The sequence below is a fragment of the Mesorhizobium sp. M0185 genome (assembly GCF_040322175.1).
Taxonomy (GTDB): Bacteria; Pseudomonadota; Alphaproteobacteria; order Rhizobiales; family Rhizobiaceae; genus Mesorhizobium.
Genome location: NZ_JAMYSY010000004.1, coordinates 95,557 through 108,957 on the forward strand (window position 1 = coordinate 95,557; position 13,401 = coordinate 108,957).

The following is a 13,401-nucleotide window of genomic DNA, read 5'->3' on the forward strand; positions in this document are numbered from 1 at the left end:
GAAAGTGCGATCCGCTGAGGCCACGTTCTGGAAAACGAAATCACTCGACATCGGATCACCTCCTTTCGATTTGTTGAACACTTCCTCATGATGGGGTGTCATCCGGCAAATGGCAAGGCGCGGCACCCGAAAATCCTGAACAACCGTGCTTGCGCACCCAAGCGGCTTGCGGCCGGCCGATCGGGCAGGCAAGATCGAGCCGCTATTGTTCCGGGCCACTATTTTGCCGGGTAAGGGAGGACGGGGATGGAGGCAGCCGAGAGAGCGGCCCGGATTGTTCGGACGGTCATCGAGACGCTGAAGCCGGGTTTTGCGGTGAGGCTGTGGACAGGCGAGCGGATCGGCCCGGCTGCCGGCCCGGTGCTCACCATCAACGACCAGGACATCGTCTGGCAGATCGTACGTCGGCCCTCTTTATCGACGCTGATCGAGATGTGGATTGCCAAGGCGGTCGACGTCGAAGACGGATCGCTGTTCGATTTCTACGCCTTGCCCACGCAGGGCAAGCTCAGGACGAAGCTCAAGACATTGCCGAAGCTGGCGATCCTGCGCGACCTGCCGGCGGTGCTGTTTTCGCGAAAACAGATGACGACGCGAACCGATCTTTCCGGCCGCAATCCTTTCGTCAGCGGTTCGAGCAAGGAGGCGATCCAGCATCATTACGACATTTCCAACGCATTCTACCGGCTCTTCCTCGACGAGCGCATGGTCTATAGCTGCGGCTACTTCAAGGATTTCGCCAACGATATCGATCAGGCCCAGAGAGACAAGCTCGACCATATCTGCCGCAAGCTTCGGCTGAAGCCCGGCGATAGATTGCTCGACATCGGCTGCGGCTGGGGAGCGATGCTCATCCATGCGGTGAAGAATTATGGCGTCGTCGGCCACGGCGTCTCGCTATCGGAAGCACAGACCGAGCTCGCCCGTGAACGCATCCGCGCCGAGGGGCTGGAGGACCGCATCACCATCGAGATAAAGTCCTATGCCGAGCTGTCCGGCTCCTTCGACAAGATCTCGTCGATCGGCATGTTCGAGCATCTGGGGCTTGCCAACCATGCGGCCTATTTCTCGAGGATCCATCGCCTGCTCAAGCCGGGCGGCATCTATCTGCACCACGCCATCACCCGGCGCGACAAGGGCAGCTTGAAGAAGACGCTGCGCAAGGGGCCGGAATTCAAGGCGCTGATCAAATACATTTTTCCGGGCGGCGAACTCGATACGATCGGCATGACGCTGGGCAATCTCGAGGCGCACGGCTTCCTCGTCTACGACGTCGAAAATTTGCGCGAGCACTATGCGCGCACCTGCAGGCTATGGGCCGAGCGCCTCCACGCACGCTTCGACGAAGCTATCGCCGAGGTCGGCGAAGCCAAGGCGCGGCTCTGGCTGCTTTATCTCACCGGCTGCTCGATTACCTTCGAACGCGCATCGGCGCAGGTTTTCCAGACCGTCGCCACAAGGCGCGCGCGTGGGCCGAGCGGCCTGCCGCCGACGCGGGCGGATTTGTACCGATAGCTACAGGAGGCGCATCGTGGCGCCGATCTCGACGCGGCCCGGTCGATCGACGGTGCAGTAGACGCCGAGGTTATGGGCGTTGTGGCGGACCAGGCTGCGCAGGATTGCCGGGTCGTGGTCGAACCCGTCCTGGCCAATGATGGTGAAGCCGCAGCGGCGGCACGGCTCGGAGATGGTCAGGAGCAGGTCGCCGATTGCCAGCTTGCGCCCGATCCATTCCGTCTCGGGGAACGATCCCTCGACCTCCGGCATATCGACGACGATGTTGGGGCGGAAGCGGCGCGCGTCGGCGGTGCCCTCTGGATGCAGCACTTTCAAACGCGCCAGTGAGGCGGTGGTCAGCAGATGAATAGGGGCTTTGACGTAGCGTTCCGTCAGCAGAGGGCCGGCGTAATCCGGAGCCGCATTTTCCCGACGGAACGGCCGGATGGAAGCCGCAAAGCCGAGATAGGCGCAAATGGCGCGGTCACTTTGCGCGCCAGGTGCCGAAAGCCAGCGTCCGTCGGGGATGGCGACCTCCAGCCTGCCGGCCTGCGACAGCCGGGTGCGGATGCGGGGCACCTTGTGCCATTTCGCTTCGCGGTCGGGCCGTGCGATTTCATCGGTCGAGGTATCGACAAGACCAAACAGGCGGTCGCCTTCGACGGTATGCCAGTCGACGGAGATCGCCTGCTGAAACTCGCCGGCGAGCGAGCTCGCGGGATAGCGCCAAAGCTCGGTGACGGCGCCCAATGCGGGTTGCATCAGCCCTTCTTGTTTTGCCGGTTGGCGATAAGGTCGTCGACGACCGCCGGATCGGCCAGCGTCGAGGTATCGCCGAGCGCGGCAAAATCATCCTCGGCGATCTTGCGCAGGATGCGCCGCATGATCTTGCCGGAACGCGTCTTCGGCAGGCCGGGCGCGAACTGGATCTTGTCGGGCGAAGCGATGGCGCCGATCTCCTTGCGGACATGGGCGACGAGCTCCTGGCGCAATTCCTCGCTTGGCGTTTCGCCGGCCATCAGCGTGACATAGCAGTAGATGCCCTGGCCCTTGATATCGTGCGGGTAGCCGACGACGGCGGCCTCCGAGACCTTCCCATGCGAAACCAGCGCCGATTCGACCTCGGCGGTGCCCATGCGGTGGCCGGAGACGTTGATGACGTCGTCGACGCGGCCGGTGATCCAGTAGTAGCCGTCAGCATCGCGGCGGCAGCCGTCGCCGGTGAAGTATCTGCCCTTGTAGGTCGAGAAATAGGTCTGCACGAAGCGGTCGTGATCGCCATAGACGGTGCGCGTCTGGCCCGGCCATGAGTCGGCAATACAAAGATTGCCGCTGGCTTCGCCTTCGAGCACCTTGCCGTCGGTATCGACCAGCAGCGGCTTGACGCCAAAGAAGGGCCGCGTCGCCGAACCCGCCTTGAGGTCGGTGGCGCCCGGAACCGGCGTGATCATGATGCCGCCGGTCTCGGTCTGCCACCAGGTATCGACGATCGGCACCTTGCCGTTGCCGACGACGTTGAAATACCACTCCCAGGCTTCCGGATTGATCGGCTCGCCGACGGTGCCGAGCACGCGCAGCGACTTGCGCGACGTTTTGGTGACATGGGCATCGCCGGCGCCCATCAGCGCGCGCAGCGCCGTCGGCGCCGTGTAGAAGATGTTGACCTTGTGCTTGTCGATCACGTCCCAGAAACGCGACTGCGACGGGTAGTTCGGCACGCCTTCGAACATCAGCGTGGTGGCGCCGTTGGCGAGCGGCCCGTAGACGATATAGCTGTGGCCGGTGACCCAGCCGACATCGGCGGTGCACCAGTAGATATCGCCGTCATGATAGTCGAAGACATATTGGTGGGTCATCGAGACATAGACGAGATAGCCGGCGGTGGTGTGCAGCACGCCCTTCGGCTTGCCGGTCGAGCCGGATGTGTAGAGGATGAACAGCGGGTCCTCGGCGTTCATCTTCTCGGGCTTGCATTCGGCCTTAACCGTGGCGACCTCGTCATGGTACCAGACGTCGCGCCCGGCGGCCCAGCCGGTCTTGCCGCCGGTGCGGCGCACGACCAAGACCTTTTCGACTTTCGTTCCGGCCTTGGCGGCGATCTCGATCGCCTTGTCGGTGTTCTCCTTCAGCGGGATAGGCTTGCCGCCCCGCAGGCCTTCGTCGGCGGTGATGACGAAGGTCGACTTGCAGTCGTCGATGCGTCCGGCCAGCGCATCCGGCGAAAAGCCGCCGAAGACGACCGAATGAATGGCGCCGATGCGCGTGCAGGCGAGCATCGCATAAGCGGCCTCCGGGATCATCGGCATGTAGATGGTGACGCGGTCGCCCTTCTTGATGCCGTGCTTTTTCATCACATTGGCGAGGCGGCAGACATGCGCGTGAAGCTCGTTATAGGTGATCTTCCTGTCGTCGTAGGGATTGTCGCCTTCCCAGATGATGGCGGTCTGTTCGCCGCGCTTCTTCAGATGCCGGTCGATGCAGTTCCAGGAAACGTTGGTCTGGCCATCCTCGAACCATTTGATTGAGACCTGGCCGTCGAAGGACGTGTTCTTGACCTTGCTGTAGGGCTTGAACCAGTCGATGCGCTTGCCGTGCTTGCCCCAGAACTTGTCCGGGCTCTTGACACTGTCGGCGTACCATTTCAGGTAGGTGTCGTTGTCAATCAGCGCGTTCTTCTTCCACGCCGGCTGGACGCGATGGACATGAACATCGGACATTTCTTCGCCTTCCTCCCCAAAACCAAACCGCCGGCTTGACTGCCGGCAGGATCGCGGCGATGCGGCCGCGAATTCGCGCGCATTATTAACAGTTCGGCCGCGACGGCAACATTAGACGTTGGATTCGCGCGGCGGGATGCCGCAGGTGCTTTGCCGGGTCGTGTCAGCACTCTCGTGAGGCGGCTGCTAAGCGCATGTTTTTGCGGGAGGAATCTGGTTCGATCATAGAAATATCAATAGACGATTAAGCAAATGGGGTGCACAATTTCAGCCTGGGAGGAAGGAGAATCAACCAGGGGACCGCAATGCGCGACCATTCCGAAATGGACCTGATGCTCAAGGGCTATGGCTTGACCACGGCCAAGATTCTTTATCATTTTCCAGATCATCCGCATCTGCTGCAGAGCTTCATCTGGCAGGATTACGACATCGCCCCGAAATTTCCCGTGCTGATCCGTTTCATCGAGTTCTGGAAGGCCAAGCTCGAAGGCCCGCTGCATTCGGTCAGCTACACGCACCAGAAGCTGATCGCGCCGAACGAATGGCGCAAGGTCGACGGCGAGTTCGTTCTGCATTAGCCGGGCGGGCGGCAGCCTGGGAGCCGCCGCCCAGCTTTTGGAGCGTCAGACTGCGGGCGGGTTCAGCCGGGCAAAACCCTCCTGCCGGCGATAGGGAAAATACGGATAGGGTGCGGTGACCTCACTTGCCGTGTCGAGCTTCTTCATCTGCTCGGCTGTCAACGACCAGCCGACGGCGCCGAGATTCTGGCGCAACTGCTCCTCGTTGCGCGCGCCGACGATGACGGAGGCGACGGTCGGCCGCTGCAGCAGCCAATTGATGGCGATCTGCGGTATGGTCTTGCCGGCTTCCTCGGCGACAACATCAAGCGCGTCGACGACCCGATAGAGATGCTCATCCTCGACGGGCGGTCCGAAGCTTGCCGTGTCGTGCAGCCGGCTTTTCTCAGGCAGCTTCTGGCCACGGCGGATCTTGCCGGTCAGGCGGCCCCAGCCGAGCGGGCTCCACACCAGCGCACCGACACCCTGGTCGAGGCCGAGCGGCATCAACTCCCATTCATAGTCGCGTCCGACCAGCGAGTAAAAGACCTGATGGGCGACGTATCGGGGATAGCCGTATCTGCCCGCCAGGCCGAGCGATTTCATCACTTGCCAGCCGGAAAAATTGGAGACGCCGACATAACGCAGTTTGCCGGCGCGCACGAGACTGTCCAGTGTCGACAGCACCTCCTCGATCGGTGTTGCTGCGTCGAAGGCGTGCAGTTGCAGCAGGTCGATGTAGTCGGTGCCAAGGCGCCCCAGCGCGTCTTCGACGGCCTTGATCAGGCGTGAACGTGACGATCCGGCATCGTTGGGACCGTCGCCCATCGGCAGCGAGGTCTTGGTCGAGATCAGCACGGCGTCGCGGCGGCCCTTGATGGCAGCGCCGAGCACTTGTTCGGAAGCGCCATTCGAATAGACGTCGGCGGTGTCGAACAGGTAGACGCCGGCCTCAAGGCAGATGTCGACCAGCCGCCGTGCTTCCGTCGCATCGCTGTTGCCCCAGGCGCCGAACAGCGGGCCTGAACCGCCGAAGGTTCCAGCGCCGAACGAGAGCGCCGGGACCTTCAGGCCTGATGCGCCAAGATTTCGATAATCCATGGGTTTGCTCCTTGTGGAAGGATGGCTGTTTCAAAGATTGGTTGAGGTTTGCGTTCTATGACCGCGCGATTTCCGGTGTAGCGAGGACAGGATCTCGGTCGAGACGCAGCGCAAACGCCGCCACGGCAAGCGCTGAAAGTGGCAACAGCGCCGCGACCCAGGTGACGGCACCGAGGCCGGGACCATGGGCGATGACCACGCCGCCGAGCCAGGCGCCGGCCGCATTGCCGAGGTTGAAGGCGGCGATGTTGAAGGATGAAGCTAGGCTCTGGCCGGCGCCTTGCGCTTTCTGCAACACCCATAACTGTAGCGGCGCGACGGTGGCGAAGGCGGCGGCGCCGAGCAGGCCGACATAGATAACGGCCATGACCTGGCTGTGCAGGGCGAAGGTCATGGTGCCGAGCACCAGCGCCAGCACGACGAGACTGCCGAGAACGGACGGTACCAACCAGCGGTCGGCGAACTTGCCGCCGGCGAGGTTGCCGGCGATGAGGCCGCCGCCGAAGACCAGCAGGATCGGCGACACCGCTGCCTCGTCAAAACCGGTGATCTCGGTCAGCAACGGGGCGATGTAGGTGAAGACGGCGAAGACGCCGGCATAGCCAAGCACGGTGGTAGCAAAGCCAAGCAGGACCGGCGTGCGGCCGAGCAAGGCGAGATCGGCGCGCAAATTGCTCTTCTCAGGCTCTGTTCGGCTGCGCGGCACCAGCAGCAGAATGATGGCAAAGGCGGCGATGCCGACCAGGGTCACCGCCCAGAAGGTCGCGCGCCAGCCGAAGGCTTGGCCGAGCCATGTGCCGAAGGGCACGCCGAGGATGTTGGCGATGGTCAGGCCGGTGAACATCAGGGCGATCGCCGAGGCTTTCTTGTTGGGCGCCACCAGTCCGGTCGCCACGACCGAGCCGACGCCGAAGAAGGTGCCGTGGGCGAAGGCGGTCAGTACGCGCGCACCCATCAGCGTCCAGTAGTCTGGGGCAAGCGCACAAGCGAGGTTGCCCAGCGTGAAGATCGCCATCAGCGCCAGAAGCACGGTCTTGCGCGGCCAACGGCCGGTCGCGATCGTCAGCAGCGGCGCGCCGATGACGACGCCCAGCGCATAGCCGGAAATCAGCTGGCCGGAAGCCGAGATCGAGACGCCGAGATCAGTGCTGACGTCGAGCAGCAGGCCCATGATGACGAATTCGGTGACGCCGATGCCAAAGGCACCGGCGGCAAGAGCGTAAAGAGCAAGGGGCATGGCGGTTCCCACTTCGATGACGACCAGTTTTGACGACGGGCGCCGTGTCCTCCCACGCCCCGATCCGGAAGATCGTGCCGCGATGTGCTGTGAACCAGCCTTGCATCGGGCACATCGTCTGTGAAATAGATTCACCAATGGCCAGGCCCGACATCAATCGCTCCGGCGAGATCGAAGTGTTCGTCCGCGTCGTCGAGGCGGGCAGCTTTTCAGCCGCTGCCCGCGCGTTGCGGATGACGCCGTCGGCGGTGAGCAAGCTGATCGCGCGGCTGGAGGCGCGGCTTGGTACGCGGCTGGTCAGCCGTTCGACGCGCAAGCTGCAACTGACGCCGGAGGGGGCGGCATTCTTCGACAGCGGCGTGCGCGTCCTGGCCGACATGGCGGCGGCCGAGCGCGAGGCAGCGGCGGGTGCCGCGCCGCGTGGCCGGCTGCGGATCAACAGCTACGTGCCTTTCGGGCAGCATCGGCTGATCCCGCTTTTGCCGCGTTTCCTAGAGCGCTACCCCGAAATCTCGGTCGATCTGGTGTTGACCGACGATGTCATCGACCTGATGGAGGAGCGCGCTGACGTCGCCATCCGCGCCGGGCCGCTCGGCGAATCACGGCTGGTGGCGCGCAAGCTCGGGCAGAGCCGGGTGGTCGTCGTTGCGGCGCCATCGTATCTCGAAGCGCGTGGCACGCCCAAGACGCCCGCCGACCTCGATCGTCACAACCGGATGGGCTTCCGTTTCGTTCGTCACCTCGAGGGCTGGCCTTTTATCGACGCGGCCGGCAAACCGATCACCCTGTCGATCATCGGAAATACGCTGGTCAGCGACGGCGAGGCGATGCGGCTGATGGCGCTCTCGGGGGCGGGCATCGCCCGGCTGGCACGCTGGCATGTGGAGGCCGACATTGCCGCCGGCCGGCTGCTGCCGCTGCTGGAAGAGTTCAATCCCGGCGACGAGGAACTCACCCACGCCGTCTATGTCGGCCAAGGCAAGTATTTGCCGGCGCGGGTGCGGGCGTTTTTGGACTTTTTGGTCGAGACTGTCCGGCTGACTTGAGCCCAAAAAAAGATCGGGAGCCTGCCGGCTCCCGAAGCATCGAATCGAAGGTAAATTGAACTACTTTTTCGGCACAAAGGGCGCCGGCCGCCGGCCGGCCGCCTGACGCTCCAGCATCCAGCCGGGGTATTCGGCGGGCAGGGCACTGACTTCGTCGAGGCGAACAAGATCATCGGCATCGAGCTGCAACTCGGTGGCTGCAAGGTTCTGTTCCAGCTGCTCGATGCGGCTGGCGCCGATGATGACGCTCATCACGAATGGCTTGGCCAGGACATAGCCGAGCGCCACCGTGGCGACGCTGACGCCGTGCTTGACGGCGATCTCGCGCATGACAGCGACCGCTGCCCAGGCACGGTCCTCATTGACCGGCGGGAAATTGAAGCTGGCGCGGCGGCCCTCGCCATTGCCGGGGGCGCCCGGTCCGTATTTGCCGGAGAGCAGGCCGCCAGCCATCGGCGACCAGACCATCAGCCCGAGCTTCTCCTCGTTGAGCAGCGGCACGATTTCGCGCTCGAGATCGCGGCCGGCGATCGAGTAATACGACTGCACGGTCTCGAAGCGGGCAAAGCCCTTGCGCTCGGCAATACCCAGCGCCTTGGCGATGCGCCAAGCCTGCCAGTTCGAGACGCCGACATAGCGGACCTTGCCGGCGGCAACCAGGTCGTCGAGCGCCCGCAGCGTTTCGTCGATCGGCGTCACCGTGTCGGTGCCGTGCAGCTGGTAGAGATCGATGTGATCGAGCTGCAGCCGCTCGAGGCTGCCTTCGACCGAATCCATGATGTGGCCGCGCGAGGAACCGCGCTGGTTCGGGCCGCCGCCCATGGCGCCATGAACCTTGGTGGCGATGATCACGTCCTGACGGTTGACGCCAAGGTTCCTGAGCGACTGGCCGAGAAGCCGTTCCGAGGCGCCGAAGGAATAGACATCCGCCGTGTCGAAGAAATTGACGCCGGCGGCGAGCGAGCGGGCAACGATCTCGTCGACGCCCTTCTGGTCGAGGCTGGCGATCAGGCCCCATTGGGCATTCTCGCCGGCCGCGCCGAACGTCATCGTGCCGAGGCAAAGTTCGGAGACGAACATCCCCGTATTTCCAAGTTGATTGTAACGCATGGTGGCTCCAAACGGGTTGAGAATAACTCGACCGATATAGGAACGAAACGTTCCGTTTCTATACGCTGGCTTAGTCAATGTCAGCCTGTGGCCTAAGGTCGGCTGCGCCTCATCTGGCGCCGAAAATCGCCGATCCAACCCTGACACTGGTCGCGCCGAAGGCGATCGCGATTTCGTAGTCGCCGGACATGCCCATGGAGAGCTTGTCGACGCCGGCCTCGAGCCCAAGCTTTTCCAGCAGCGCGAAATGCGGACCGGGGTTCTCGTCGGCCGGCGGAATGCACATCAGCCCTTCGATGGCGAGGGCGTGAACCGAGCGGCAACGGGCCACGAAGGCGACAGCCTCGCGCGGCTCGATGCCGGCCTTTTGCGGCTCGGAGCCGGTGTTGACCTGGACATAGAGCCTTGGTGACCGGCCTTGCCTGGCGATCTCCTTGGCCAGCTCTGCGGCGATCTTTTCACGGTCGACGGTTTCGATGACGTCGAACAATGCCACCGCTTCCTTGGCCTTGTTCGATTGCAGCGGACCGATCAGATGCAGCTCGATGTCGGAAAATGCCTCCTTCAGCACCGGCCATTTGGCTTGTGCTTCCTGGACGCGGTTTTCGCCGAAGACGCGCTGGCCGGCCTCGATAATCGGGCGGATGTCGGCGGCGTCGAAGGTTTTCGAGACTGCGACCAGCGTCACCGCTCCGGCCTCGCGGCCTGCCTCGCGCTCGGCGGCAGCGATCCTTGCCTTGACCGTGAAAAGCTGTTCGACGGCGCTCGCCATGCCTATATCCTGCCTGTGTTTGGCTTTTCGCCGGATCGCCGCAGTTGACGGGTCCGGCAATCCATGGTGAACACCGCGACGACATTTCCTGAGCCGCCCGGGCATTGTCCGGCGGCTCGCGCATGCTTTTAAGTGAAAAACACCCGATGGCAACCGAACGATACAATCCGCGCGCGTCAGAGCCCAAATGGCAGAAGGCCTGGGACGCCAAGAAGCTGTTCGAAGCCGACAATGACGACCCGCGCCCGAAATACTACGTGCTGGAGATGTTCCCGTATCCGTCGGGGCGCATCCATATCGGCCATACCCGCAACTATACGATGGGCGACGTGGTGGCGCGCTACAAGCGGGCCAAGGGTTTCAACGTGCTGCACCCGATGGGCTGGGACGCCTTTGGCATGCCAGCCGAAAACGCGGCGATGCAGAACAAGGTCCATCCCAAGGACTGGACCTATCAGAACATTGCCGCCATGCGCGAGCAGCTCAAGGTCATGGGCCTGTCGCTCGATTGGGCGCGCGAGTTCGCCACCTGCGATGTCGACTACTATCACCGCCAGCAGATGCTGTTCCTCGATTTCGTCGAGAAGGGGCTGGTGACGCGCAAATCCTCCAAGGTCAACTGGGATCCGGAGGACATGACGGTGCTTGCCAACGAGCAGGTCATCGACGGACGCGGCTGGCGCTCAGGCGCGCTGGTGGAACAGCGCGAGCTGACGCAGTGGTTCTTCAAGATCACCGATTACGCGCAGGATCTGCTGGATTCGCTCGATCAGCTCGACGACTGGCCGGAAAAAGTAAAGCTGATGCAGGCGAACTGGATCGGCCGTTCGGAAGGGCTGCTGATCCGCTGGCCGCTGGCCAAGACAGTCGGCGGCGAGCATGAGCTCGAAGTCTATACGACCAGGCCCGACACCATCTTCGGCGCGTCCTTCATGGCGATTGCGGCCGACCATCCGCTGGCCAAAAAGGCCGCCGAGGACAATCCGGCGGTGGCAAAGTTCATCGACGAAGTCCGCCATATGGGCACTTCGGTGGCGGCATTGGAGACGGCCGAGAAGAAGGGTTTCGATACCGGCATTCGCGTCGTCCATCCGTTCGACGAGAGGTGGACGCTACCCGTCTACGTCGCCAATTTCGTGCTGATGGACTATGGCACCGGCGCCATCTTCGGCTGCCCGGCACATGACCAGCGCGACCTCGACTTCGCCAACAGATACGGCCTTCCGGTCATCCCGGTGGTGATGCCGGAAGGCGAGAATCAAGGAAGCTTCCAGGTCATCGACGAGGCTTATGTCGATGATGGCGCGATGATCAATTCGCGCTTCCTCGACGGCATGAAGCCGGATCAGGCATTCGACGAGGTGGCAAAGCTGCTGGAACAAAGGACCATCGGCAACCGGCCGATGGCAGAGCGCAAGGTGAATTTCCGCCTGCGCGACTGGGGCATTTCGCGCCAGCGCTATTGGGGCTGCCCGATCCCGATGATCCATTGCGAGGATTGCGGCGTGGTGCCGGTGCCGAAGGCCGACCTGCCGGTCAAGCTGCCGGACGACATCGAGTTCGACCGGCCGGGCAATCCGCTCGATCGCCATCCGACATGGCGGCACGTCAAATGCCCGCGTTGCGGCAAGGATGCGCGGCGCGAAACCGACACGATGGACACATTTGTCGATTCTTCGTGGTATTTCGCGCGCTTCACGGCGCCGTGGGCAAACAATCCGACCGACCCCGAGGCCGCGACTGAATGGCTGCCGGTCGACCAGTATATTGGCGGTATTGAGCATGCGATCCTGCATTTGCTCTATTCGCGCTTTTTCACCCGCGCCATGCGCGAGACCGGCCATGTCGATCTCGCCGAGCCGTTCAGGGGCCTGTTCACGCAAGGCATGGTGGTGCACGAGACCTATCGGGTTGGCGGCGCCTCGAACGGCCGCTGGCTTGCGCCAAGCGAGGTCAGGCTGGAAGACGCCGACGGCAAGCGCCGCGCCTTCGAAATCGCCACCGGCGAAGAGGCGGTGATCGGTCCGCTCGAAAAAATGTCGAAGTCGAAGAAGAATACGGTGAGTCCGGAAGAGATCACCGACGGCTACGGCGCCGATACGGCGCGCTGGTTCATGCTGTCGGACTCGCCGCCCGAGCGCGATGTCGAATGGACCGACGAGGGTGCGGCCGGCGCGCATCGCTTCATCCAGCGCATCTGGCGCCTGGTGTCGACGGCTGCCGAATCGCTCGCCGGAGTCCGGCCAGAGGCGGCGAAGGACGGCGAGGCCGGGACAGTGTCCAAGGCCGCGCACAAGATCCTGAAGTCGGTCGGCGAGGATATCGAAAAGCTCGCCTTCAACCGCGCCATCGCCCGCGTCTACGAGCTCGCCAATGCCTTGACCGTGCCGCTCAACGAGGCGGCAGAGGGCAAAGCCGGTCCGGCGCTGCAAGCGGCCTGCCGTGAGGCCGTCGAGATCCTGGTGCACCTGATCGCGCCGGTCATGCCGCATCTGGCCGAGGAGTGCTGGCAGACGCTCGGCGGCACCGACCTTGTCGCCGAACGGCCCTGGCCGGACTACGATGCCTCGCTTGTCGTCGACGCCGAGATCGTGCTGCCGGTCCAGGTCAACGGCAAGAAGCGCGGCGATTTGACAATTGCCCGCGACGCGGACCAAGGTGCGGTCGAAAAAGCGGTTCTGGCTCTCGACTTCGTGCAGAAAGCGCTCGAAGGTAAGGCGCCGCGCAAGGTGATCATTGTGCCGCAGAGGATCGTCAATGTCGTTGCCTGAGCCGCGAAAGACAGAGCTGACGCTGCGCCGTGTCGTGCTTTGCGGGCTGCTCGCCTCGGTGGCGCTGGTTTCCGCCTGCACGGTGCGGCCGCTCTATTCGAGCGCGCCGCTGATCGCCGGCTCGCAGGTCGGCGCCGCTGCCGAGCTGGCATCGATCTCGGTCAAGCCGGTCAAGACCCGCTACGCCCAGCAGGTCCGCAACAATTTGATCTTCGCGCTCGGCCAGGGCGCCGGCGAGCCGGCTTCGCCGGTCTATTCGCTTGATCTCGGCGTCTCCGAACTCGTCGAATCGGCGGCAATCGAGCAGGTCACGACCGACGAGGACGAGCCGACCGCCGGCACTGTAACGCTGACCGCCAACTATGTGCTCAGCGATGCCAAGACGGGCACGGTCATAGCGAGGGGCAAGCGCTCGATTCCGTCGTCATACGACAGGCCGCGCCAGGAATTCGCGTCATACCGGGCCCAGATCGACGCCGAGAACCGTGCGGCGCGCGAGCTGGCAGATGTGCTGCGGCTGTCGATCGCCCAGGATCTGATCAAGCACGGCAAGCCGGCGGCAAGCTAGGTCTTTCCGGAGTGCGCAATCTGCA

The 13,401-nt window shown here is 63.3% G+C and carries 11 protein-coding genes; 5 read left to right on the top strand and 6 right to left on the bottom strand.

All coding sequences use genetic code 11. The features are described 5' to 3' along the window. Window positions 1–246: 246 nt before the first annotated feature. Window positions 247–1,515: a class I SAM-dependent methyltransferase gene (locus NKJ20_RS05005; protein ID WP_352742879.1), complete on the top strand. Its 1,269-nt coding sequence runs from the start codon at window positions 247–249 to the stop codon at window positions 1,513–1,515. On the opposite strand, the gene NKJ20_RS05010 is transcribed toward NKJ20_RS05005, so the two are convergent. Both NKJ20_RS05010 and acs read right to left on the bottom strand, forming a co-directional pair. Next, window positions 1,516–2,259, bottom strand: a complete 744-nt coding sequence (locus tag NKJ20_RS05010) for an MOSC domain-containing protein (protein WP_352742881.1) — start codon at window positions 2,257–2,259, stop codon at window positions 1,516–1,518. Continuing rightward, window positions 2,259–4,214 (bottom strand): acetate--CoA ligase, encoded by a 1,956-nt coding sequence (gene acs / locus NKJ20_RS05015; RefSeq protein WP_352742883.1) that lies wholly within the window; start codon window positions 4,212–4,214, stop codon window positions 2,259–2,261. The genes NKJ20_RS05010 and acs overlap by 1 nt, the downstream gene beginning before the upstream one ends. A gap of 305 nt (window positions 4,215–4,519) precedes the next feature. On the opposite strand from acs, the gene NKJ20_RS05020 reads away from it, so the two are divergent. Further along, window positions 4,520–4,792: an usg protein gene (locus NKJ20_RS05020; RefSeq protein ID WP_023678111.1), complete on the top strand. Its 273-nt coding sequence runs from the start codon at window positions 4,520–4,522 to the stop codon at window positions 4,790–4,792. A gap of 45 nt (window positions 4,793–4,837) precedes the next feature. Here the strand turns inward: NKJ20_RS05020 and NKJ20_RS05025 are convergent, their stop codons facing one another. Further along, window positions 4,838–5,872 carry an aldo/keto reductase gene (locus tag NKJ20_RS05025; protein ID WP_352742885.1) on the bottom strand — a complete coding sequence of 345 codons (1,035 nt, stop codon included), beginning with the start codon at window positions 5,870–5,872 and terminating at the stop codon, window positions 4,838–4,840. A gap of 55 nt (window positions 5,873–5,927) precedes the next feature. Further along, window positions 5,928–7,109, bottom strand: coding sequence for an MFS transporter (locus NKJ20_RS05030; RefSeq protein WP_352742886.1), 1,182 nt, complete (start codon window positions 7,107–7,109; stop codon window positions 5,928–5,930). Between the two features lie 137 nt (window positions 7,110–7,246). On the opposite strand from NKJ20_RS05030, the gene NKJ20_RS05035 reads away from it, so the two are divergent. Then, window positions 7,247–8,155, top strand: coding sequence for a LysR family transcriptional regulator (locus tag NKJ20_RS05035; protein WP_352450906.1), 909 nt, complete (start codon window positions 7,247–7,249; stop codon window positions 8,153–8,155). Window positions 8,156–8,215: 60 nt separating this feature from the next. Here the strand turns inward: NKJ20_RS05035 and NKJ20_RS05040 are convergent, their stop codons facing one another. Beyond that, on the bottom strand, window positions 8,216–9,265 hold the full coding sequence (locus NKJ20_RS05040) for an aldo/keto reductase (RefSeq protein ID WP_352450905.1): 1,050 nt from the start codon (window positions 9,263–9,265) through the stop codon (window positions 8,216–8,218). A 109-nt stretch (window positions 9,266–9,374) separates the two neighbouring features. Then, window positions 9,375–10,037: a YggS family pyridoxal phosphate-dependent enzyme gene (locus NKJ20_RS05045; protein WP_352450904.1), complete on the bottom strand. Its 663-nt coding sequence runs from the start codon at window positions 10,035–10,037 to the stop codon at window positions 9,375–9,377. A 146-nt stretch (window positions 10,038–10,183) separates the two neighbouring features. On the opposite strand from NKJ20_RS05045, the gene leuS reads away from it, so the two are divergent. Continuing rightward, on the top strand, window positions 10,184–12,808 hold the full coding sequence (gene leuS / locus NKJ20_RS05050) for a leucine--tRNA ligase (RefSeq protein WP_352742889.1): 2,625 nt from the start codon (window positions 10,184–10,186) through the stop codon (window positions 12,806–12,808). Beyond that, a complete protein-coding gene (locus NKJ20_RS05055; RefSeq protein WP_352742891.1) occupies window positions 12,795–13,376 on the top strand; it encodes an LPS assembly lipoprotein LptE in 582 nt (193 codons plus the stop codon). Before leuS ends, NKJ20_RS05055 begins: the two co-directional genes overlap by 14 nt. Window positions 13,377–13,401 lie beyond the last annotated feature (25 nt).